General features: G+C 71.6%; 21 protein-coding genes. 15 read left to right on the top strand and 6 right to left on the bottom strand.

Translation table 11 applies throughout. From position 1 onward, the window contains the following. The first annotated feature begins 33 nt into the window (after positions 1 to 33). The 5 genes from ACX9MN_RS27735 (at position 34) to ACX9MN_RS27715 (ending at position 5,258) form a co-directional block, all read left to right on the top strand. Entirely contained in the window at positions 34 to 1,029 is a 996-nt protein-coding gene (locus ACX9MN_RS27735; protein WP_489726020.1) for an ABC transporter ATP-binding protein, read from the top strand. An 11-nt stretch (positions 1,030 to 1,040) separates the two neighbouring features. Then, on the top strand, positions 1,041 to 2,303 hold the full coding sequence (locus tag ACX9MN_RS27730; RefSeq protein WP_489726019.1) for an ABC transporter substrate-binding protein: 1,263 nt from the start codon (positions 1,041 to 1,043) through the stop codon (positions 2,301 to 2,303). Positions 2,304 to 2,562: 259 nt separating this feature from the next. Further along, a complete protein-coding gene (locus tag ACX9MN_RS27725) occupies positions 2,563 to 3,495 on the top strand; it encodes an ABC transporter permease (RefSeq protein ID WP_020093854.1) in 933 nt (310 codons plus the stop codon). Between the two features lie 2 nt (positions 3,496 to 3,497). Next, complete coding sequence (locus tag ACX9MN_RS27720) at positions 3,498 to 4,385, top strand: ABC transporter permease (RefSeq protein ID WP_056523607.1); 888 nt, start codon at positions 3,498 to 3,500, stop codon at positions 4,383 to 4,385. A gap of 189 nt (positions 4,386 to 4,574) precedes the next feature. Next, positions 4,575 to 5,258, top strand: a complete 684-nt coding sequence (locus tag ACX9MN_RS27715; protein WP_020093856.1) for a 50S ribosomal protein L25/general stress protein Ctc — start codon at positions 4,575 to 4,577, stop codon at positions 5,256 to 5,258. A gap of 71 nt (positions 5,259 to 5,329) precedes the next feature. Here ACX9MN_RS27715 and pdxH read toward each other — a convergent pair whose 3' ends face one another. Then, positions 5,330 to 5,953 (bottom strand): pyridoxamine 5'-phosphate oxidase, encoded by a 624-nt coding sequence (pdxH, locus tag ACX9MN_RS27710; protein WP_489726018.1) that lies wholly within the window; start codon positions 5,951 to 5,953, stop codon positions 5,330 to 5,332. Positions 5,954 to 6,045: 92 nt separating this feature from the next. Here pdxH and ACX9MN_RS27705 point away from each other — a divergent pair, with 92 nt between their 5' ends. Continuing rightward, on the top strand, positions 6,046 to 6,546 hold the full coding sequence (locus tag ACX9MN_RS27705) for an RT0821/Lpp0805 family surface protein (RefSeq protein WP_489726017.1): 501 nt from the start codon (positions 6,046 to 6,048) through the stop codon (positions 6,544 to 6,546). Positions 6,547 to 6,598: 52 nt separating this feature from the next. Here the strand turns inward: ACX9MN_RS27705 and ACX9MN_RS27700 are convergent, their stop codons facing one another. Next, positions 6,599 to 6,898: a hypothetical protein gene (locus ACX9MN_RS27700; RefSeq protein WP_020093859.1), complete on the bottom strand. Its 300-nt coding sequence runs from the start codon at positions 6,896 to 6,898 to the stop codon at positions 6,599 to 6,601. 343 nt (positions 6,899 to 7,241) lie between these two features. Between ACX9MN_RS27700 and ACX9MN_RS27695 the strand changes: the two genes are divergently transcribed. The 5 genes from ACX9MN_RS27695 (at position 7,242) to ACX9MN_RS27675 (ending at position 13,760) form a co-directional block, all read left to right on the top strand. Next, complete coding sequence (locus ACX9MN_RS27695; protein WP_489726016.1) at positions 7,242 to 8,858, top strand: glucosamine inositolphosphorylceramide transferase family protein; 1,617 nt, start codon at positions 7,242 to 7,244, stop codon at positions 8,856 to 8,858. Between the two features lie 185 nt (positions 8,859 to 9,043). Further along, on the top strand, positions 9,044 to 11,017 hold the full coding sequence (locus tag ACX9MN_RS27690; RefSeq protein ID WP_489726015.1) for a monovalent cation:proton antiporter-2 (CPA2) family protein: 1,974 nt from the start codon (positions 9,044 to 9,046) through the stop codon (positions 11,015 to 11,017). Between the two features lie 17 nt (positions 11,018 to 11,034). Continuing rightward, complete coding sequence (locus ACX9MN_RS27685) at positions 11,035 to 12,471, top strand: MATE family efflux transporter (RefSeq protein ID WP_489726014.1); 1,437 nt, start codon at positions 11,035 to 11,037, stop codon at positions 12,469 to 12,471. Between the two features lie 110 nt (positions 12,472 to 12,581). Next, entirely contained in the window at positions 12,582 to 13,370 is a 789-nt protein-coding gene (locus tag ACX9MN_RS27680; protein WP_427509704.1) for a DUF937 domain-containing protein, read from the top strand. A 72-nt stretch (positions 13,371 to 13,442) separates the two neighbouring features. Next, a complete protein-coding gene (locus tag ACX9MN_RS27675) occupies positions 13,443 to 13,760 on the top strand; it encodes a cupin domain-containing protein (protein ID WP_100252789.1) in 318 nt (105 codons plus the stop codon). Between the two features lie 22 nt (positions 13,761 to 13,782). On the opposite strand, the gene ACX9MN_RS27670 is transcribed toward ACX9MN_RS27675, so the two are convergent. Next, positions 13,783 to 14,232, bottom strand: a complete 450-nt coding sequence (locus ACX9MN_RS27670) for a hypothetical protein (RefSeq protein WP_489726013.1) — start codon at positions 14,230 to 14,232, stop codon at positions 13,783 to 13,785. A gap of 137 nt (positions 14,233 to 14,369) precedes the next feature. Beyond that, entirely contained in the window at positions 14,370 to 14,537 is a 168-nt protein-coding gene (locus ACX9MN_RS27665) for a hypothetical protein (RefSeq protein ID WP_489726012.1), read from the bottom strand. 235 nt (positions 14,538 to 14,772) lie between these two features. On the opposite strand from ACX9MN_RS27665, the gene glyA reads away from it, so the two are divergent. From glyA to ACX9MN_RS27645, 4 genes are all read left to right on the top strand, one after another. Further along, positions 14,773 to 16,077 (top strand): serine hydroxymethyltransferase, encoded by a 1,305-nt coding sequence (glyA, locus tag ACX9MN_RS27660; RefSeq protein ID WP_012320887.1) that lies wholly within the window; start codon positions 14,773 to 14,775, stop codon positions 16,075 to 16,077. A 115-nt stretch (positions 16,078 to 16,192) separates the two neighbouring features. After that, entirely contained in the window at positions 16,193 to 16,726 is a 534-nt protein-coding gene (gene nrdR, locus ACX9MN_RS27655; RefSeq protein ID WP_056523583.1) for a transcriptional regulator NrdR, read from the top strand. Beyond that, positions 16,723 to 17,832 (top strand): bifunctional diaminohydroxyphosphoribosylaminopyrimidine deaminase/5-amino-6-(5-phosphoribosylamino)uracil reductase RibD, encoded by a 1,110-nt coding sequence (gene ribD / locus ACX9MN_RS27650; protein WP_427509707.1) that lies wholly within the window; start codon positions 16,723 to 16,725, stop codon positions 17,830 to 17,832. The genes nrdR and ribD overlap by 4 nt, the downstream gene beginning before the upstream one ends. Before the next feature lie 3 nt (positions 17,833 to 17,835). Continuing rightward, positions 17,836 to 18,459 carry a riboflavin synthase gene (locus ACX9MN_RS27645; RefSeq protein ID WP_489726011.1) on the top strand — a complete coding sequence of 208 codons (624 nt, stop codon included), beginning with the start codon at positions 17,836 to 17,838 and terminating at the stop codon, positions 18,457 to 18,459. 110 nt (positions 18,460 to 18,569) lie between these two features. Here ACX9MN_RS27645 and ACX9MN_RS27640 read toward each other — a convergent pair whose 3' ends face one another. Both ACX9MN_RS27640 and ACX9MN_RS27635 read right to left on the bottom strand, forming a co-directional pair. Continuing rightward, positions 18,570 to 18,998 carry a PaaI family thioesterase gene (locus tag ACX9MN_RS27640; RefSeq protein WP_091681860.1) on the bottom strand — a complete coding sequence of 143 codons (429 nt, stop codon included), beginning with the start codon at positions 18,996 to 18,998 and terminating at the stop codon, positions 18,570 to 18,572. Positions 18,999 to 19,264: 266 nt separating this feature from the next. After that, on the bottom strand, positions 19,265 to 20,836 hold the full coding sequence (locus ACX9MN_RS27635; protein ID WP_132367012.1) for a SpoVR family protein: 1,572 nt from the start codon (positions 20,834 to 20,836) through the stop codon (positions 19,265 to 19,267). Positions 20,837 to 20,855 lie beyond the last annotated feature (19 nt).

Here is a 20,855-nt window from a genome sequence, read left to right as displayed (position 1 = left end):
CCGCTTGCCTGCAATCTCCGGGGGGAGCACCGCATGGATGTCGAACTGATCGGCCTGACCAAGCGCTACGGCGCGGCCATTGCGGTCGACGGCATCGACCTGAAGGTGCCGTCCGGCGCCTATTGCTGCCTGCTCGGCCCCTCCGGCTGCGGCAAGACCACGACGCTGCGGATGATCGGCGGCCACGAGCGCGCCAGCGCCGGCGACGTGGTGATCGGCCCGAAGGCGGTCGGCGACGCGGCCCCGGCCGCGCGCGGCACCGCCATGATGTTCCAGAGCTACGCGCTGTTCCCGCATCTCGACGCGCGCGACAACGTCGCCTTCAGCCTCAAGATGCGCGGGATCGGCAAGGCGGAGCGCCGGACCAAGGCGATGGCCATGCTCGACCTCGTGCAGATGGGCCACCTCGCCGGGCGCCTGCCGGCCCAGCTCTCGGGCGGCCAGCAGCAGCGCGTGGCCCTCGCCCGCGCCCTCGTCACCGGCCCGAAGGTGCTGCTCCTCGACGAGCCGCTCTCCGCCCTCGACCCGTTCCTGCGGGTGCGGATGCGGGTCGAGCTGAAGCGGATCCAGACCGAGCTCGGGCTCACCTTCATCCACGTCACCCACAGCCAGGAGGAGGCGATGGCGCTCTCCGACCTCGTAGTGGTGATGAATGCCGGGCGGATCGAGCAGGCCGCCGACCCGCGTACCGTGTTCGAGCGCCCGGCCACCGCCTTCGTGGCCCGGTTCATCGGTGGCCACAACGTGATCCGGCTGCCCGACGGGCTCGTCGCCGTGCGGGCCGACCGGATGCGGCTCGGCGCCGAGGCCGGCCCCGGCGCGCTGCCGGCCCGGGTGGTGGCGGTCGAGTACCAGGGCACCAGCGTCCATGTCGGCCTCGACGCCGACGGGCTGGAGCGGACGCCCGAGAGCCCCGCCGCCCTCACGGCGATCCTCAGCGACGCGGATTTCGCGAGCCGCCCGCTCCGTCTCGGCGACACGATCCCGGTCGGCTGGGACGCGGCCGCCGCCCACCACCTCGACGCCTAACGGAGACCACCATGAACCTGCCCCAGAAGCCGAGCCGGCGCACGCTCCTGAAGGGGGCCGCCGCGCTCGCCGCGACGCCGGTGACCGGCTTCCCGGCGGTGCACGCCGCCGAGCCCGTGACCCTCCGCTATCTCGGCACCGCCGTGAACCAGTCCGCCGACATCGCCAAGAAGGTGAAGGAGGATCTGGGCATCACCCTCGAATACATTCCGGTGGTGACCGACGAGGTGACCAAGCGGGCGGTCACCCAGCCGAACTCCTTCGACCTGATCGACACCGAGTATTTCAGCCTCAAGAAGATCCTGCCCTCCGGCAACCTGCAGGGCATGGACGCCAAGCGGATCAAGCTCGCCGACAAGATCTCGTCCGTTTTCACGAAGGGAGAAGTGGCGGGCAAGAAGATCGGCGACCAGGGCACGGCGCCCAGGAAGGTCTTCTACCTGGAAGGCCAGGATTCCAAAAAATTTGCCGGCGAACAGACCGGGTGGATCTCGCTGATCCCGACCGTCTACAACGCCGACACGCTGGGCATCCGGCCGGACCTGATCAAGGTGCCCGTCACGAGCTGGAAGGAGCTCCTGAACCCGGCCTTCAAGGGCAAGGCCTCGATCCTCAACATCCCGTCGATCGGCATCATGGACGCCGCCATGGTGGTGGAGGCGACCGGCGACTACACCTACGGCGACAAGGGCAACATGACGAAGCCCGAGATCGACCGCACCATTAAGGTGCTGATCGAGGCCAAGCGCGCCGGTCAGTTCCGCGCCTTCTGGCAGGACTTCAACGAATCCGTGAACCTGATGGCCTCGGGCGAGACGGTGATCCAGTCGATGTGGTCGCCCGCCGTCACCAAGGTGCGGGCGCAGGGCGTGCCCTGCACCTACCAGCCGCTGAAGGAGGGCTACCGGGCCTGGGCCTCGGGCTTCGGCATCCCCAAGACGCTGAGCGGCCGGAAGCTCGACGCGGCCTACGACTTCATCAACTGGTTCCTGTCCGGCTGGGCCGGGGCGTACCTCAACCGGCAGGGCTACTACTCCGCCGTGCTGGAGACCGCCCAGGCGAACATGCAGCCCTACGAGTGGGCCTTCTGGATGGAGGGGAAGCCCGCCGAGAAGGACATCCTCGGCCCCGACGGCACCCTGATCGAGAAGGCCGGCGCCACCCGCGATGGCGGCTCCTTCGACGCGCGGATGGGCGCCGTCGCCTGCTGGAACGCCGTGATGGACGAGAACACCTACATGGTGCGCAAGTGGAACGAGTTCATCGCGGCGTGAGGGCGGTGGGCGCCCGCTGCAAGCGACCGAAGAGTCCCATCCTGCGCGGCCACGCGGCGGCTGGATGGAACGCGGGTCCCCTCTCCCGTGCGGGAGAGGGACAGGGTGAGGGATGCGACCTCTCCGGAAAGCCCCTGTCCCTCACCCCAACCCTCTCCCGCACGGGAGAGGGGGCGCGTCGCGCCTTGCGGGAACCGATGCGTGCGCATCGCACCCCACTGAGGAGATGGGACGCATCAGCACGCGTGGGGCGAGCCCGATGAGCGATCTCGCCCTGCCCGCCGCGGCCGCTGCGAACACCGCAGCGCCCACCGTCGCGGCGCGCCCGCGCGGCCGCGCCCTCGCCTATCTCCAGGCCGCGCCACTGGCCCTCGTCTTCCTCGTCTTCCTGGTGGTGCCGCTGGTGCTCACCGGGATCGTCTCGCTCTGGGAGTACAACGAGTACGAGATCATCCCGGCGCTCACCCTGCAGAACTACGCCGACGTGTTCGACGGCTGCCTGTCGGCCGACCTCTGCACGACCGTGCGCACCTACCTGTCGACGGTGAAGTTCGTCGCGCTGACGCTGGCGATCACGCTGCCGCTGGGCTTCGCCATCGCGTACTTCCTGGCCTTCCACATCCGCTCGGGGACGGTGCGGATGGGCCTGTTCCTGCTCTGCACGATCCCGTTCTGGACCTCGAACGTGATCCGCATGATCTCGTGGATCCCGCTGCTCGGCCGCAACGGCCTCGTCAACGACACGCTGCGCACCCTCGGGCTGATCCGCGAGCCGATCGAGGGCCTGCTCTATTCCGACTTCGCGGTGGTCCTGGCCTTCGTGCACCTCGACACGGTGTTCATGATCGTGCCGATCTTCAACAGCCTCGCGCGCATCGACCGGCGGCTGATCGAGGCGGCGCGCGACGGCGGCGCGTCGGGCGCGCAGATCCTCTGGAACGTGATCCTGCCGCTCGCCAAGCCCGGCATCGCCATCGGGACGATCTTCGTGACGACCCTGGTGATGGGCGACTTCGTCACCGTGGGCGTGATGGGCGGCCAGCAGATCGCCAGCGTCGGCAAGGTGATCCAGGTGCAGATGTCCTACCTGCAGTTCCCGGCCGCCGCCGCCAACGCCGTGGTGCTGCTCGCCGCCGTGCTGCTGATGATCCTCGGGCTCACCCGGATGATCGACCTCCGGCGGGAGCTGTAGCGATGGACCAGCCTCGCGGCCGCGCCTTCTACCTGCTGGCGGCGGTCTTCGCCCTCTACGTCCTGTTTCTCTACGGGCCGACTCTGACGATCCTGGCGCTGAGCTTCCAGGGCCCGTCCGGCGGCCTGACCTTCCCGATGAACGGCGTCTCGACCCACTGGTTCGCCAAGCTGTGGGAAGGCGTCGGCGTGATCGACATCTGGGCGGCGCTGCGGCGCTCGCTGGCCCTCGGCCTCGTGGTCATGGCGCTCACCGTGGGAATCGCATTCTACGCGGGCCTCGCCTTCCGGAAGGGGTTTCGCGGGGCCGGCCTCGTCTTCGCCCTGGCGGTCTCGAGCCTGATCGTGCCCTCGATCGTGGTCTCGCTGGGCATCGGCCTGGAGTTCCGGCTCCTCGACGACGCCGTGAAGGCGCTCGCCGCCGCCACCGGCTGGGGTTTCCTGCAGGATCACGGCACGCTGATGGGCCTCTACAGCTCGGCGCTGGGCGCGCATCTCACCTGGACCCTGCCCTTCGGCCTGCTGATCATGTTCGCGGTGTTCAACCGGTTCGACCCGGCCTACGAGGAGGCCGCCCGCGACCTGGGCGCCAGCGGCCCGCAGACGCTCCGGCACGTGGTGGTGCCGATCCTCGCGCCGGCCCTCGTCGGCGTGGCGCTGTTCGGCTTCACCCTGTCGTTCGACGAGCTCGCCCGCACCAGCCAGGCGATCGGCGGCCGCAACACCCTGCCGCTGGAGCTGCAGGGCCTGACCACCACGGTGACGACGCCGGAGATCTACGCCCTCGGAACGGTGACCACGGCCGTCTCGGCGCTGGTGATCGGGACCGCGCTCGGCCTGACCCTGTGGCTGCAGAAGCGCCGGGCGCGGCGGGCGCTGGCGGGCCTGTGATCGATGCCGGACGGCCGGGCCGCCGCGGGTCGGCGGCGCCGCCGCATTGCCAATCCGCCCCCGCCCGTGTATGCGCACGGCGCGCCCCCGAGACACCCTTGGAGGCAGGGGCGCGCCGGGAAGGATGTGGCCGTCCGCCAGGGGCGGCCTTTTCGTTTTCCGGCTCCAGCAATCGTAAAGGATCACGCCATGAGCGCTGTGAAGACGCTTGAGGCCGTGGCACGCGACCGGGTCGGCAAGGGGGCCGCCCGGGCCGTTCGTCGCCAGGGCCAAGTTCCCGCCGTCATCTACGGGGGTGGCCAGCCGCCGCAATCCATCGCGGTCGACCTCATCCGCACCCGCACCCTGATCTACGCCGGCGGCTTCAAGACCACGCTGTTCGAGATCAACGCCGGCGGCAAGAAGGTCCGCGCGATCCCGCGCGACTTCCAGCTCGACCCGGTGACCGGCGTGCCGCTGCACGTCGACTTCCTGCGCGTCGTCTCGGGCCAGACCGTCACGGTCGAGGTGCCGGTGCACTTCGTCAACGAGGACGCGGCACCCGGCATCAAGAAGCTCGGCGGCACCCTCAACATCGTGGCCCACACGCTGAGCCTCGACGTCGCCCCCGACCAGATCCCGGACGCGATCGAGGTCGATCTGACCGGCCGCGCGATCGGCGACGTCATCCACGTCTCCGACATCAAGATCCCGGCCGGCACCTACACCGGCGAGCAGACCGACCCGGTGGCCAACATCGTGCCGCCGACCGTGCTCGGCGCCGAGGTGGAGGCCGAGGAGGCCGCCATCGCCGAGGCGCAGTCGGCCGAGGCCGCCGAGGAGAAGGCCGAGGAGTCCGCCGAGGACGAGAAGAAGGACGGCGAGGAGGCCTGAGCCTCAGCGCCACCCGTCACGCGACGCGAGAGCCCCGGCCCTGCCGGGGCTCTCTGCGTTTCGGCTTGATGTCAGGGATAGAGCCGCGCCCGGCTCCAGCCCGCGCCCGTCCGGGTGAAGCGGACCCGGTCGTGCAGGCGGAAATCGCCGTTCTGCCAGAACTCGACGCTCACCGGCGCGATCCGGAATCCGGTCCAGTGCTCCGGCCGGGGGATTGGCCCGTCGCCGTACCGCTCGGACAGCTCCGCCACCGCGTTCATCAGCGTGGCGCGGTCGGCCAGCGGGCGGGATTGCTGGCTGGCGATCGCCCCGAGCCGGCTCTCGCGGCGGCGGCTCTGGAAATACGCGTCGGCCTCCGCGGCCGTGACCGGCGTGATCGGCCCGCGGGCCCGCACCTGCCGGCGCAGGCTCTTCCAGTGCAGCACCAGGGCCGCCTGGGGATTCTGCGCCAGCTCCTCCCCCTTGGTGGACTGCGTGTTGGTGTAGAAGACGAAGCCTCGCGCGTCGAAGTCCTTCAGCAGGACCATCCGCACGTCCGGCAGCCCGTCCGATCCGGCGGTGGCGAGCGCCATCGCGTTCGCGTCCTCGGGCTCGGAGGCCTCGGCCTCCTTCATCCAGGCCGCGAACAGCCCAACGGGGTCCTCGCTCAGCGTGAAGTCCGCGCGCTTCGGGTCATCGGTCCTTAACTGATCCACGCCAAGACTCCTGCCAGCCGCGTCCAGGGCCTGAGGGGGCACCGACATCGGCATGTTCGGTCGAGCGAATAGCCCGTCGTGAGTCAGGTGTAATGCGGGGATGCGCGTGTAAAGGGCCAAGCCGGCGTTCGCGCATCTGCGCGTCCGTGTCGGTGGTGTCGATGGCGATGGCGATGGCCCTGTGCGGCTGCAGCCAGCCCCTACTGGTCTTCCGGGGCGATCCGCCGGCGGCGCCACCGCGCGTCGTCGAGGAGCCGACCGTCACCGGCAGCATCGAGAAGCGGCCCGTGAGCTTCGGGGACGACCTCGCCGAGGAGGATTGGCGCCGGGCACGGGCCGCCCTGAGCGTCGCCCTGGATCCGCAGGGCAACGGGCGGCCGGTCAAGTGGGACAACCCGGAGACCGGGCTTCACGGGTCGGTCAATCCGACCGGGCTCCCGTACGTCTCGGACGAGCTGATCTGCCGCAACTTCCTGGCATCAGTGATCGCGCCGAGCCGCAGCCGCTTCGTCCGCGGCACCGGCTGCAAGCTCTCGGGCGGACCGTGGACGCTCAAGCGCGTCCGGGCCGCGAGCGGCGTCGGACGCTCCTGAACGACGAGGCCGTCGCGAGACGGCCTCCGCGGATCGCCTCAGGCAGATCGCCTCAGTAGGGGTACCCGTAATACGGCCGCACGCGCAGGCGCGGCTGCGCGGCCGGGGGCGCCGCGTAGCGGGCCGCGGCCTCCGGATCGTAGGTCCGGATATAGGGGTCGAGGGCCGGGTCACGGTAATTGCCGTTGTTGACCCCCGCCGAGCGATCGTTGCCGCTCAGCGCCGCGTAGGGCGAGAGGCCGCTCCCGCTGTCGCCGCCGCCACCGCCACCGCCGCCCCAGGCGAAGGCCGTTCCGGGAATGGCGGCGAGGAGCATCGCCGCGAGGGGCATCGTCAGCGTCTTGCGCGTCATGTCCTGTCTCCGCACCACGTCCTTGACTGGCGAACGGTCCAGCTGGAGGTGGGGTTCCCCACGGCGAACTGCCACCGCCTCGCGACACTGTATCACGACCCGCCAACACGCGTTTATTTGATGGACGGCGTTTCGATTTTTTCGGTTCATCCTCCAGAAATCGTCCCGCACGTTAAGCTTGAACCTGTAGACAGTCACGCGGCCGTGCTCGATCGTGGCGCGGCGTAACAGCATTCGAGCCCGGCTCGACCGTATCGAGGGTCGAGGCCGGGCGCATCTTGGGTCTGGCCGCCGTGAGCGTCGATACGAAATCCGGCACGCGGGGCGCGGGGCTGACCGGCTGATGGAGCGGGTGATCGGAGGCGCGGACCGGCCGTCGGCGACCGGTGGCCGGGCTCCCGCCCGGACGGAGCCGTCGCCCTCCGGGACGCGCGCCCGCACCCGGACCATCGTCGTGCGGCTCGACCGCCGGTCCCTGCGCGGCTGGCACATCCGGCTCCTCGACCAGCTCGGGCAGCGGCCCGACCATCGGATCCGCGTCGCCTGGGTCGAGCACGCGGAGGGCCTGCCGCCGAACGCGGAGCTCCTGTTCCGCCTGGAGGCCGCCATCCACGGCCTGCCGCGGCCGGGCCTGGCGACCGCGGCGGAGCCGGTGGCCCTCGCCCCCTACGAGGCGGGCCCCGACGGCGCGGAGCCCGTCTGGAGCGCCGCCGACCTCGTCCTCGACCTCTCGGACAGCCCCGCGGATCCGGGCCCGGCGCCGACCTGGCGGCTCGATTACGACGGGATGCCGGGCGAGGCCGGCCTCCTCGCCGCCCTGTTCGCCCACGGGGCGCCGGTGGCGGCCCTGCGCGGGCCGGACGGTGCGCCGGTGGCGGTCGGCCGCCTCGGCACGGAATCGCACACGGTGATGCTCACGGCCTTCGAGGGCTACCTCGCGCGGACCATCACGCTGATCCTCGCCGCCCTGGACGGCGCCGCCTCGACGGCACTCCCCGACGGCGCCGGAGCACCCCTGCGGCCGGCGGCCGCCTACGACCTCGGCGGCCTGGGCGCCCGCCGCCGGGCCGCCGGGGGGCTCGCCCGCCAGATCGCCCGTCGGCTCTACGCCCTCTGCTTCCACGGCCCGCACTGGCGGGTGGGCTGGCGGCGGATCGTCGGCCCCGACCTGATCGACCTGCGCCGGCATCCCGAAGGCGGCTGGCAGGTCCTTCCCGACGACGGGCGCCGCTTCTACGCCGACCCCTTCGCGATCGCCCGGGACGGCGCCGTGACCCTGTTCGTGGAGGAATTCGACTACCGCCGCGGCAAGGGCGTGATCGCAGCGGTGGATTTCGGGGCGAACGGGCCCCGCGGCCGCCCGGAGCCGGTGCTCGAGCTCGAAACCCACCTCTCCTACCCGTTCGTGTTCGAGGCGGACGGGCAGGTCTGGATGATCCCGGAATCCCACGCCTCCGGGACGATCGACCTCTACCGGGCCACCGACTTCCCGCGCGGCTGGGTCCACGAGGCGGTGCTCCTCGACGGGGTCGTGGCCGGGGACGCGACCCTGCTGCAGCACGGCGGCCGCTGGTGGATGTTCGCCACGGTCCGGGCCGGCGGCGGCAGCTACTCCGACACGCTCCATCTCTGGCACGCGCCGCATTTCCGCGGGCCCTGGACCCCGCACCGGCACAACCCGGTGCTGATCGATATCGGCTCCGCCCGGGCCGCGGGCCCGATCGTGGCGCGCGACGGCGGCCTGATCCGGCCCGTCCAGGATTGCCGCCAGGGCTACGGCGCGGCGCTCGGCCTCGCCCGGATCCTGCGCCTCGACGAGGAGGCCTACGCGCAGCGGGTCGAGACGCGCCTGTGCCCGGGCGCGGCCTGGCCGGGCACGCGCCTGCACATGCTGAGCGCCGCCGGCGGCTTCGAGTTCATCGACGGATCGCACCGGGCGCGCCCCCGCCTCTTGGGCTGAGCGCGTCTCTGGGCTGAGCGCGTCTCTGGGCTGAGCGCGCCTCTCGGGCCGAGCCGGGGCCGAACCGCCCCGCGCGGGCCCGTCGGTGCCGAACGGCACCCGCTTACGGCTCGCATCCCGGCCCCGTGCGCGCTAAGCGGAAGCTCCACCTGCGCCGATCCAGCAGAACCGCCGGGACGATCACCATGGCGAGCCCCGTCGAACATGCGAGCTTCCTGCCGCCGGTCCTGACCTTCCTCACGGCGGCCGTGATCGGCGTGCCGATCTTCCGGCTGATCGGGCAGAGCGCCGTGCTCGGCTACCTCGTGGCCGGCGTGCTGATCGGGCCCTCCGGCCTGTCGCTGATCGCCGAGCCCGACACGGCCGCGAGCGTCGCCGAGATCGGCGTGGTGCTCCTGCTCTTCATCGTCGGGCTGGAGCTGCACCTGTCGCAGCTCGTCTCGATGCGCCGCGACATCTTCGGCCTCGGCGCCGCGCAGCTCGTCGTCTGCGCGCTCGTGCTCGGCGGCGCCGGCCTCGTGGCGGGCCTCAGCTTCGGGGCCGCCGCGGTGATCGGCCTCGCGCTCGCCCTCTCGGCCACCGCGGTGGCCCTGCAGCTCCTGGAGGAGCGGGGCGATCTCGGCAGCGCCTACGGCGCGCGCGCCTTCGCGGTCCTGCTGTTCCAGGACCTATCGGTGGTCGGCATCCTGGCGCTGATGCCGCTGCTGGCCTCGGCCGGCGAGGCGACCGACGTCTCCTGGCTCGGGGAGGCCGCGGTCTCCACCGGCAAGGCGCTCGCGGCGATCCTCGCGGTGGTGCTGGTCGGCCGCTACGGCCTGAACCCGTTCTTCCGGCTGCTCGCGGCGAGCGGCGCCCGGGAGGTGATGACCGCCGCGGCGCTCCTGGTGGTGCTCGGCACCGCGCTGCTCATGGAGCAGGTTGGCCTGTCGATGGCGATGGGCGCGTTCCTCGCCGGCATCCTGCTCGCCGAGTCGAACTTCCGCCACCAGCTGGAGGCCGACATCGAGCCGTTCCGCGGCATGCTGCTCGGCCTGTTCTTCATGAGCGTCGGCATGTCGATCGACGGCACGCTCGTACGCGAGGTCTGGCCGGCCCTGTTCGGCGCGACCCTGGCGGCGATCCTGGTCAAGGTCGCCATCGTGGCCGGCCTGTTCCGGCTGTTCGGCTCGGACACCCTCGGGGCCCTGCGGGGGGCCGCGGTCCTGGCGCCCGCGGGCGAGTTCGCCTTCGTGCTGCTGCCGCAGGCCCAGGATCTCGGCCTCACCGGCGCCACGGCGACGCGCTTCGCGGTGGCGCTCGCCGCGCTGACCATGCTGATCGGCCCCATCGCCGCCAAGGGTCTCGACAAGCTGATCGAGCGGCGCAACGCGCGCAGCACCTTCGCGCTGGAGGAGCCCTCCACCGAGCTGTCCGAGAGCGGCGACGCGCGGGTGCTGGTGATCGGCTTCGGCCGGTTCGGGCAGGTGCTGACGCACGTGCTGATGGCCGAGGGCATCCCGGTCACGGTGATCGACAAGGACGTGGAGCAGCTGCGCGCGGCCTCGCGCTTCGGCTTCCGCATCTACTACGGCGACGGCACGCGCCTCGACGTGCTCCGCGCCGCCGGGATCGGCCGGGTCGAGCTGGTCTGCATCTGCGTCGACGACCGGGAGGGCGCCCTCAAGATCGTCGACATCGTCCACGAGGAATTCTCGAGCGTGCGGACCTTCGTGCGGGCCTACGACCGCCTGCACGCGGTGGAGCTGATGAACCGGGACGTCGACTATCAGATCCGCGAGACCGCCGAATCCGCCCTCGCCTTCGGGCGGGCGGCCCTGGAGGGGCTCGGCCTGTCGCCGGAGGCCGCCACGGCCCGGACCGACGACGTGCGCAAGCGCGACATCGCGCGGCTGGTCCTGCAGCAGGCGGGCGCCCTGCCGGACGGGTCCAGCTGGATGCGCGGCGCCGCGGCCGGGCTGAAGCCCGAGCCGCTGACCGCCCCGGTCCGGCCGGCCCGGGCGCTCAGCACCGAGACCCGCGACCTCGTGGGCAGCGACCGGCGCGAGGCCGCCGAGCGGCTCCTGGAGAAGCCCGCCCTGGCCCCGCAGGAGACGGAGGCCGCCGAGGAGTCCGATCCGGAGGCCGAGCTCGAGGCGGAAGGCAGTGCCCGGGATGCGTGACGGGCGGGATGTCTGACATGTCCGACGGGCCGCCCCCGGCGGAGGCGGGCCGCTTCGTCACCGGCTCGATCCTCCGCCACGTCGTGGTGATGGCGGCCACCGGCTCGGCGGGGCTGATGGCGATCTTCGTCGTCGACCTCCTGTCGCTGCTCTACGTCTCGACGCTGGGCGACCCGAACCTCACGGCGGCGGTCGGCTTCGCCGGCATCGTCCAGTTCTTCGCCACGGCGGTGAATATCGGCCTGATGATCGCGGCCGGCGCCCTGGTCGGGAAGGCCGTCGGCGCGCGCGACCGCGCGGCGGCGCGGCGCCTCGCGACCTCGGCGCTGGTCCTCGGCAGCCTCGTGGCCGCCCTCATCGCGGGGCTGATCGCGCTGCTGGCCGGCCCGCTCCTGGCCCTGATCGGCGCGCAGGGCGAGGCACTGCGGGTGGCCGTCCTGTTCCTCTACATCACCCTGCCGTCGAACCTGCTGCTCGCCGCCGGCATGCTGTTTACCGGCCTGCTGCGCGCGGTCGGCGAGGCGCGGCAGGCGATGTCGGTCACCCTGGCCGGCGCCGTGATCACCGCGCTCCTCGATCCGCTGCTGATCTTCGGGGCCGGCCTCGGCGTCACGGGCGCGGCGATCACGGTCTGCGCGGCGCGCGCGACCTTCGTGGCGGTGGGCGTCCGCGGCGTCGCCCGGCACGGCCTCCTGGGCCGGCCGCGCCTGTCCGATCTGCCGGCCGACGCGGCCGCCCTGGCGGGTGTCGCGGGCCCGGCCGTGCTCACGAACCTCGCCCCCTCGGTGGCGAGCGCCTTCCTGGCACGTCTGTTCGCCGGCTACGGAGCGGACGCGGTCGCGGCCGCGTCGGTGATCGACCGGCTGACGCCGGTGGCCTTCGGCGGCCTGTTCGCGCTGTCGGGGGCGATCGGCCCGATCCTGGCGCAGAACTGGGGCGCGGGCCTGTTCGACCGGATGCGCGGCGTGCTCGGCGCGGCGATCCGGGTGACTCTGGCCTACTGCGCCGCGGTCTGGCTCCTCCTGGCGCTGGCCCGTGGGTGGCTCGCCGGCCTGTTCGGCCTGCAGGGGGTCGCGGCCGAGCTGTTCGGCTTCTTCTGCCTCGTCGGCGGCGCGATCTGGTTCTTCAACGGGCTCCTGTTCCTCGGCAACGCCGCCTTCAACAATCTCGGCTTCCCGCTGCGCTCGACGCTGCTGAACTGGGGCCGAGCGACGCTCGGGACGATCCCGCCGGCCATGCTCGGCGCGTCGCTCTACGGCCCCCGCGGCGTGGTGGCCGGGATGGGGGTCGGCTCCCTGGTCTTCGGCGCGCTCGGCATCCTGCTCGCCCGCCGCACGGTCGACCGGCTGGAGGGGGTCGGCCCACGCCGGCCGGAGCCGGACGTCGCCGCCGAGGCGCCCCACCGGGCGGCGCCGCTGCCGCCGGGGCACGCTCATCCCGAGCCGCTGAGCTGAGACGGCGGCGCGGAGGCACAAGTTCCGCGGGTGGGAACTGGTATTTCCCCGCGCAAAGGGTCACGATGCCCTGTCCCGGGCGGTCCCGGCCGGGACAGGATCGAGGCGTCATGTTCAACCCGCTCGAGATGTTCCAGGCCCAGGGCGAGGCCGGGCTTCAGGCCATGGGCCAGCCGTTCGGCCTGACGACCGAGCAGACGGCCCGCGCCTTCGAGGCGCTGATGCCGGCCCTGACGCTCGGCCTCCAGCGCAGCGTCGGCCTGGACCCGACCGGCTTCGCGCGGATGTTCGGTCTGGAGGCCGCCAAGCCGGCGCCGGCGCAGGGGTTCGAGGCCCTCGGCCAGATGTTCGGCTCGGCGCAGCTGATGCAGGCGGTGCTGCGGCAGGCCTCGGCGACGAGCGGCGTCGGCGCGCAGGTCCTGCGCCAGATGCTGCCGATGATGGCGGGCGCCGTGGTGGCGAGCATCGTCCACGTCATGCTGAACCAGCCGCAGGCCGAGCCGGCGCGGCCGAGCGCGCCGCCGCCGCCCGTGCCGTTCCCGTTCGGCCCGGCCTGGGCCGAGATGGCCAGGGCGATGATGCCCGCCGTCGAGCCGCCGGCTCCGCCGAAGCCGGCCGCCAGACCCGCCGCCAAGCCGGCCGCCAATCCGCAGGCGAGCGCGGGCGAGGCCGGCTCCGACATGTTCCAGCAGATGCTGCGCACCGGGGCCGAGGTTCAGGGCAACAACATCCGGGCGATGCAGGAGCTATTCGAGACCTTCTGGCCCACCTCCGGCACGCCGTCCGCGAGCGCCGTGCCTCCGGCGCCGTCGACCAACCCGGCCCGACCGGATCCGGCGCCGGCCGACCCCGCGGCCGGCAAGGGCCGGCGCGGCCGCCAGCCCGGCGGGACCGGTTGACGCGGGGGCGGGGTCCGGTCGAGCGTTGACCCGACCGATCGGAGCGGCACCCTGCCAGCGAGGAGACCCGTGATGAGCGATTACCTGACCGCCTGGGACGACCGCGCCGAGAGCCTCGGCGGGAACGGCGTCGCCAAGCGCACGATCCCGGGCTCGGGCGCCAGCCTCGTGCGCGTGGTCGTCCCGGCCGGCGTCTCGGCGCCGGCGCACAGCCACGATCACGAGCAGTTCGTGCAGGTGCTCTCGGGCTCGGGGATCCTGGAGACCGAGCGGGGCCGCGAGCCGTTCTCGGCCGGCAGCGTGTTCCACTTCCCGGCAGGGGCGTGGCACGCGGCCGCGTTCGAGACCGAGACGGTCCTGATCGAGACGAACCTCGCCCCGCGGGCCTGACGGCGCGACACGCCGTCCGGCCTCAGCCGCCCGCCGAGGCGTCGAACTGCACGTCCAGACTGACGATGCGCGCCACCGTGTCGCGCGCGTAGCGGATCGCGTCCTCGGCGGTGAGCAGATGCCCCTCTTGCGGATCGAAGACGATACCGCCCGACCGGGCCACGCAGGCCGCGACAGCCATCCACGCGCCGGCGCAAGCCGGGAGCGTGGCGAAGTAGAAGGCATAGACGCACGTCCACGGCCCACCGAAGTCGATGTCGGTATAGGTGTCTGTCAGATCCGACAGCGGAATGATCTGGCATTCGAAGCCGGCCTCGCGGCGCCGCCAGGTCGCGGGCAGATGCCCTTGCGTGGCCGGCGGTATGCGCGCGGCGTCGAGTTTCAGATCGAACCCGTTTTCGTGGATGGCCGCCTGCCATTCCGCCACACCAGGCATCGCGCCCGCGCAGAGCGCGTAGGCTTTCATGCTCATGGCAACCTCTCTCCGAGTAGGATCGCGGATATTGACAGTCCCTTGACCGAGTTTCCTCGTCTCAAGTGAACCTCTATGACGGGAAAACTGTCATCCACGCCGACATCTCTGCGCAGTTCGCGCGCGCGAGCCGGCGTCTACTGCGCATTGCCGGTCTTGATCTCCCAGATCGCTTGAACCGGGGCAGCGCTGGTCCTGCCGTCGAGCGATGAAGGCAGGCCGAGCCGAAGCTCAGTGATGGAATAATCTAGGGCATCCGGCAGATCACAGTACCGCATCGCGTCTCTGATCTTCGAAACGTTCATGATTTATTCCATGACTTTTTTCCTTTTATCGAGCCGCTAGTGGCAGAGAAGGAAAATATGCCGGCAGCACTCTCGAGGTCGCCGCGGCAGGCTGCGACAAATTATTCTTGGCGCGCGAGCAAAATGCCTGTGCTTGGCCTGAGCCCTCGGCGCGTGTAGGAATCCCACCTTCAACGCCCGCCCGTGCACGCCGACGAAAGGCCGGGCATCGCCCCTACCAGAACAGAGGCAGACCATGAGCGCCGGTACCGCCGCCGACAAGCACTTCTCCAACAGCTTCTTCGCCGCCCCGCTGACGGAAGCCGACCCCGAGATCGCCGAGGCGGTGGCCAAGGAGCTCGGCCGCCAGCAGCACGAGATCGAGCTGATCGCCTCGGAGAACATCGTCTCCCGCGCCGTGCTGGAGGCTCAGGGCTCGGTGCTCACCAACAAGTACGCCGAGGGCTATCCGGGCCGGCGCTACTACGGCGGCTGCCAGTTCGTGGACATCGCCGAGGATCTCGCCATCGAGCGCGCCAAGCGCTTGTTCGACTGCGGCTTCGCCAACGTGCAGCCGAATTCCGGCTCCCAGGCCAACCAGGGCGTGTTCCTGGCGCTCATGCAGCCCGGCGATACCTTCCTGGGCCTCGACCTCGCCGCCGGCGGCCACCTGACGCACGGCGCCCCGCCGAACGTCTCGGGCAAGTGGTTCAAGCCGGTCTCCTACACGGTGCGCCGCGAGGACCAGCGGATCGACATGGAGCAGGTCGCCCAGCTCGCCCAGGAGCACAAGCCGAAGGTGATCATCGCCGGCGGCTCGGGCTACCCGCGCCACTGGGACTTCGCCAAGTTCCGCGAGATCGCCGACTCGGTCGGCGCCTACTTCATGGTCGACATGGCTCACTTCGCGGGCCTCGTGGCGGCCGGCGTCCACCCGTCGCCGTTCCCGCACGCCCACGTCGCCACCACGACGACCCACAAGACCCTCCGCGGCCCGCGCGGCGGCATGATCCTGACGAACGACGAGGCGCTCGCCAAGAAGTTCAACTCGGCGATCTTCCCCGGTCTCCAGGGCGGCCCGCTGATGCACGTCATCGCCGGCAAGGCGGTGGCCTTCGGCGAGGCGCTGAAGCCCGAGTTCAAGATCTACGCCCGCCAGGTGGTGGAGAACGCCCGGGCGCTCGCCGACACGCTGATCTCGGGCGGCTACGACATCACCTCGGGCGGCACCGACAACCATCTGATGCTGGTCGACCTCCAGCGGAAGGGCCTCACCGGCAAGGCCGCCGAGGCGGCCCTGTCGCGGGCGCACATCACTTGCAACAAGAACGGCGTCCCCTTCGACACGCAGAAGCCGACCATCACCTCGGGCATCCGGCTCGGCACCCCGGCCGGCACCTCGCGCGGCTTCGGCGTCGCCGAGTTCAAGCAGATCGGCGGCTTCATCGTCGAGGTGCTGGACGGGCTCGCCGCCAAGGGTGAGGCCGGCGACAGCGCGGTCGAGGCCGACGTCAAGACCCGCGTCCACGCGCTGACGGACCGGTTCCCGATCTACGGCTGAGGCAAGAGGGCCGCTTGAGGCGGGGCCGGTCTTCCGGGCCGGCCCGCGGTGGATTAGGAAACGGCCGCGGATCCGACCGGTCCGCGGCCGTTTCCATGCCCGAGTAGCGAGATCCATGCGCTGTCCCTACTGCGGCGGCTCCGAGACCCAGGTGAAGGACTCGCGGCCCTCCGAGGACGGCGCCGCGATCCGGCGCCGCCGGGTCTGTCCGGACTGCGCCGGCCGCTTCACCACCTTCGAGCGCGTGCAACTCCGCGAGGTCGTGGTGCTCAAGCGCTCGGGCAAGCGCGTGCCGTTCGACCGCGACAAGCTCCAGCGCTCCATCGACGTGGCGCTGCGCAAGCGCGCCGTCGATCCGGAGCGGATCGAGCGGCTGGTCAGCGGCATCACCCGGCAGCTCGAGAGCGCCGGCGAGCCCGAGGTGACCTCCGAGGCGATCGGCGAGCTGGTGATGGCGGGGCTGAAGGGCCTCGACGACGTCGCCTACGTGCGCTTCGCCTCCGTCTACAAGAACTTCCGCGAGGCCCGGGACTTCGAGGAGCTGCTCGGCACGCTGAGCGACGGCACGCCGGTACCGGCGGCCGCGCCGGGTCCGGAGGGCGACCCGGAGCCCGAGGCGTCGGGGCGGCGCCGCGCCGGGCGTCCATGAGCGGCGACCCGAACTTCATGCGCCTCGCCCTGGCGCTGGGCCGACGCGGGCTCGGCACCACCTGGCCGAACCCGTCGGTCGGCGCCGTCGTGGTCGAGCCCGAAACCGGCCGCATCCTCGGGACGGCGGCCACGGCGCCGGGCGGGCGCCCGCACGGGGAGCCCGTGGCGCTCGCCGCCGCCGGCGAGGCTGCCCGCGGCGCGACCCTCTACGTCACCCTGGAGCCCTGCTCCCATCACGGCCGCACGCCGCCCTGCACCGACGCCATCCTGGCCGCCGGGATCGCCCGGGTGGTCAGCGCCCTGGAGGATCCCGACCCGCGGGTGGCCGGGCGCGGCCACGACCTCCTGCGGCGGGGCGGCGTCGCGGTCGAGACCGGGCTGATGCGGGAGGAGGCGGCGCGCGACCATGTCGGCCACGTCACCCGGGTGACCCGCGGCCGCCCGGCCCTGCACCTCAAGCTCGCCCGCACCCGCGACGGCTTCTGCGCTTCCGCCGGGCCGGAGCGCCTGCGGATCACCGGGCCGGTGGCGGACGGGGCGGTCCACCTGTGGCGGGCCCACGCCGACGCGATCCTGATCGGCATCGGCACCGCCCGGGCCGACGACCCGTCGCTGACCGTGCGGCTGCCGGGCCTCGGCACGCGCTCGCCCCTGCGGGTCGTGCTCGACACGCATCTGCGGCTCTCCCCGGCGAGCGTCCTCGCCCGCACCGCCCGCGACACACCGACTTTGGTGCTCACGACCCGCTCGGCCCCGGCCCACGCGCGGCGGGCCCTGGAGGCGCTCGGGGTCGAGGTGGCGACCGTGCCGGCGGACGCGGCCGGCGGGATCGATCTCCCGGCGGCCCTGGCGCATCTGGGGGAGCGCGGCCTGACCCGCCTGTGCAGCGAGGGCGGCCCCCGCCTTGCGGAGGCGCTGGCCCGGGCCGATCTGATCGATGCCTGCACGCTGGTCACCGGGCCGGCGGAGCTGGGCGCAGCGGGCGGCCTGCCGGCGCTGGGCCCGGCCCTGGCGGAGGCCCTGGCGGACGACCGGTTCCGGGAGGCAGAGCGGCTGCAGCTCGGGCCCGATACGGCCGTGACCTACGAACGCAACAGGACGTAAGCGATGTTCACGGGCTTGGTCAGCGCCATCGGCACGGTCGTCTCGGTCTCCGGCGCGGGCGACCTGCGCCGGATCGCGATCCGCGCCGCCTACGACCCGGCGACGATCGCGCTCGGCGCCTCGATCGCCTGCGCGGGCCCGTGCCTCACCGCCGTGTCGGTGGAGCCGGCCCCGGGCGGCTGCGTCTTCGCGGTCGACGCCGCCGCCGAGACGCTGGCGCGCACCACCGTCGGCACCTGGGCGGCGGGCACGCGGATCAACCTCGAACGCTCCCTGAAGATCGGCGACGAGCTCGGCGGCCATCTCGTCACCGGCCACGTCGACGGCCTCGCCGAGATCGTGGAGCGCGTGAGCGTGACGGCCGATGCCTGGGGCGCCAGCGAGCGCTTCACCCTGCGGGCCCCGGCCGCCGTGAAGAAGTTCATCGCCGAGAAGGGCTCGGTCTGCCTCGACGGCACCTCGCTCACCGTGAATGCGGTCGCGGACGACCTGTTCTCGGTGCTGCTGATCCCGCACACGCTCCAGGTCACCACCTGGGGGGAGCGGCGGCAGGGGGACCGGCTCAACCTGGAGGTCGACCTGATCGCCCGCTACGCCGCCCGGCTCGCCGAGGCGCGTGTCGGCTGAGCCGGGCACCCTCGTCATGGCGAGCGGAGCGAAAACCCAGCAGCGCCACGCTCTCGAGTGTCGCGAAGCCCCGGCGCGCTTGGCTCCGCTCGCGATGACGGCCTGGCGCGTCAGCGCGGCGGGATCGAGTAGGTGCCGGTGGCGTGGCAGACGAGGTCCGGGCTGCCGACGGCGGTGATCGACACCTCGCCGACGGCGAGGCGCCGGCCGAGCTTGAGCAGCCGGCATTCGGCCACGAGATCCCCCGTGGCGGGCTTGCGCAGGAAGTTGAAGGTGAGGCTCGTCGTCACCGCGAGCGCCACGGGACCGATATTGGCCAGGATCGCCGCGTAGAGGGCGTAGTCGGCGAGCGCCATCATGGCCGGCCCCGACACGGTCGCGCCGGGACGCAGGAAGCGCTCGTGGGCTTCGAGCCGCATCCGCGCCGAGAGCGGTCCCACGGCCTCGAGGTGGTAGGCGCGGCCGCCCGCCTGCATCTGCGGGAATTCGCGGTCGAGGAAGTCGCCGGTCTCGGCGAGGGTGAGGATCGTGGCGGTCATTGCCCCATGCAGCACGGCGGTACCGCCGAGGCAATCACGAGGCCTTCGGAACTGCCGTCCTCATCGGAAGGTCCCGGTCGATCGGCCGGTGCCGTCTTGGCGAGCGGCGCGAAGCGATCCAGTCGGCGCTACATTCACCGATGTCGCGCGACCCTGGGTCACTTCGCTGCGCTCGTGATGACGGAGGGCTGCCGCCATCGAGGGTTTCGGCCGGACGCCACATCAGGACGGGGAATCGGGCGGGAGGCGCCCTCCCGCCGTCCCGCTCAGAAGAAGATCGGCCGCGCGCTGGCGGTGATCTCGCCGAGCACCGCGCCGCTGGCCGGCTCGACCTCCTTGAGCACCACGTCGTAGCCCCAGAGGTCGGCGAGGTGCTGCAGCACGCGCTTGGCGTCGTCCTTCTGCAGGGTGATCTTGTTGATCGCCTTGTGGTGCAGGATCAGGCGCCGGTCGCCCTCCAGATCCACGTCCACCACCTCGATGTCGGGGTCGAGCCACGCCACGTCGTACTGCCGCGCGAAGGAGCGGCGCAGCTTGCGATAGCCGCGCTCGTCGTGGATCGCCTCCACCCGCAGCTCCGGCTCGTCGGGATCGTCGACCACGTGGAACAGGCGCAGGTCACGCATCAGCTTGGGCGACAGGAATTGCTGGATGAAGCTCTCGTCCCGGTAATTCTCCCAGCAGTCGCGCAGGACCGCCATGGCGTCGCCGACCCCCGCGATATCGGGGAACCACGCCCGATCCTCCTCGGTCGGCTGCTCGGCGATGCGGGCGATGTCCTGCATCATCGCGAAACCGATCGCGTAGGGATTGTGGCCGCCGTAGGAGCGGTCGTCGTAGTTCGGCTGCCGGATGACGTTGGTGTGCGACTGCAGGAACTCGAGATAGGCCGCCTCGGTGATCTGCCCGGATTCCGACAGGGCGTTCATGATCCGGTAGTGGCAGTAGGTCGCGCAGCCCTCGTTCATCACCTTGGTCTGGCGCTGCGGGTAGAAGTACTGGGCGACCAGGCGGACGATGCGCAGGATCTCGCGCTGCCAGGGGCGCAGGCGGGGCGCGGCCTTCTCCAGGAAATACAGGATGTTCTCCTGCGGCAGTTCGAGCAGCGCCTTGCGCCGCTCGGCGGCCGCGTCCGGACGCGCCGTGCCGATCTTCTGCGGCAGGGTGCGCCAGAGATCGTTGTAGATCTGCTCGCCGTGCTCGATCCGCTCGCGCTCGCGCCGCTGCTCGGAGGCGAGGTCCGGCCGCTTCTTGCGCGGGTAGCGGTGGACGCCCTGGCTCATCAGCGCGTGGGCGGCGTCGAGCACCTGCTCCACCGCCTGGTGGCCGTAGCGCTCCTCGCAGCGGGCGATGAAGCCCTTGGCGAAGTCGAGGTAGTCGAGGATGCCCTCGGCGTCGGTCCACTGCCGGAACAGGTAATTGTTCTTGAAGAAGTGGTTGTGGCCGAAGGCGGCGTGCGCGATGACCAGCGTCTGCATCGTCGCCGTGTTCTCCTCCATGACGTAGGAGATGCACGGGTCCGAGTTGATGACGATCTCGTAGGCAAGCCCCATCAGGCCGCGGCGGTAGCCGGCCTCGTGCTGGGCGAAGTGCTTGCCGAACGACCAGTGCTTGTAGAACAGCGGCATGCCGATCGACGCGTAGGCGTCGAGCATCTGCTCGGCCGTGATGATCTCGATCTGGTTCGGGTACCACGACAGTCCGAGCTGCGGCCCGGCCACCGCCTCGCAGGCGTCGTGGATCCGCCGGATCGTGTCGAAATCCCAGTCGTTGCCGGTGAACAGCGGCTTCTGGTTGCCCGCGATGATCTGGGGCGTGCGTGCCTTGACGAGCGTCATGCGGCCTCCCGATCGGTCG

The sequence above is a fragment of the Methylobacterium sp. 1A genome (assembly GCF_058072805.1).
The sequence above is the reverse complement of the archived record's forward strand: the minus strand, read 5'-3'. Positions and strand labels throughout refer to the sequence as shown.

Bases quoted from the DNA above. Each gene is read 5' to 3' on its own strand.
- ACX9MN_RS27735 (WP_489726020.1), top strand. From the start codon at position 34: ATGGATGTCGAACTGATCGGCCTGACCAAGCGCTACGGCGCGGCCATT.
- ACX9MN_RS27730 (WP_489726019.1), top strand. From the start codon at position 1,041: ATGAACCTGCCCCAGAAGCCGAGCCGGCGCACGCTCCTGAAGGGGGCC.
- ACX9MN_RS27725 (WP_020093854.1), top strand. From the start codon at position 2,563: ATGAGCGATCTCGCCCTGCCCGCCGCGGCCGCTGCGAACACCGCAGCG.
- ACX9MN_RS27720 (WP_056523607.1), top strand. From the start codon at position 3,498: ATGGACCAGCCTCGCGGCCGCGCCTTCTACCTGCTGGCGGCGGTCTTC.
- ACX9MN_RS27715 (WP_020093856.1), top strand. From the start codon at position 4,575: ATGAGCGCTGTGAAGACGCTTGAGGCCGTGGCACGCGACCGGGTCGGC.
- ACX9MN_RS27705 (WP_489726017.1), top strand. From the start codon at position 6,046: ATGCGGGGATGCGCGTGTAAAGGGCCAAGCCGGCGTTCGCGCATCTGC.
- ACX9MN_RS27700 (WP_020093859.1), bottom strand. From the start codon at position 6,898: ATGACGCGCAAGACGCTGACGATGCCCCTCGCGGCGATGCTCCTCGCC.
- ACX9MN_RS27695 (WP_489726016.1), top strand. From the start codon at position 7,242: ATGGAGCGGGTGATCGGAGGCGCGGACCGGCCGTCGGCGACCGGTGGC.
- ACX9MN_RS27690 (WP_489726015.1), top strand. From the start codon at position 9,044: ATGGCGAGCCCCGTCGAACATGCGAGCTTCCTGCCGCCGGTCCTGACC.
- ACX9MN_RS27685 (WP_489726014.1), top strand. From the start codon at position 11,035: ATGTCCGACGGGCCGCCCCCGGCGGAGGCGGGCCGCTTCGTCACCGGC.
- ACX9MN_RS27680 (WP_427509704.1), top strand. From the start codon at position 12,582: ATGTTCAACCCGCTCGAGATGTTCCAGGCCCAGGGCGAGGCCGGGCTT.
- ACX9MN_RS27675 (WP_100252789.1), top strand. From the start codon at position 13,443: ATGAGCGATTACCTGACCGCCTGGGACGACCGCGCCGAGAGCCTCGGC.
- ACX9MN_RS27670 (WP_489726013.1), bottom strand. From the start codon at position 14,232: ATGAGCATGAAAGCCTACGCGCTCTGCGCGGGCGCGATGCCTGGTGTG.
- ACX9MN_RS27665 (WP_489726012.1), bottom strand. From the start codon at position 14,537: ATGAACGTTTCGAAGATCAGAGACGCGATGCGGTACTGTGATCTGCCG.
- glyA (WP_012320887.1), top strand. From the start codon at position 14,773: ATGAGCGCCGGTACCGCCGCCGACAAGCACTTCTCCAACAGCTTCTTC.
- nrdR (WP_056523583.1), top strand. From the start codon at position 16,193: ATGCGCTGTCCCTACTGCGGCGGCTCCGAGACCCAGGTGAAGGACTCG.
- ribD (WP_427509707.1), top strand. From the start codon at position 16,723: ATGAGCGGCGACCCGAACTTCATGCGCCTCGCCCTGGCGCTGGGCCGA.
- ACX9MN_RS27645 (WP_489726011.1), top strand. From the start codon at position 17,836: ATGTTCACGGGCTTGGTCAGCGCCATCGGCACGGTCGTCTCGGTCTCC.
- ACX9MN_RS27640 (WP_091681860.1), bottom strand. From the start codon at position 18,998: ATGACCGCCACGATCCTCACCCTCGCCGAGACCGGCGACTTCCTCGAC.
- ACX9MN_RS27635 (WP_132367012.1), bottom strand. From the start codon at position 20,836: ATGACGCTCGTCAAGGCACGCACGCCCCAGATCATCGCGGGCAACCAG.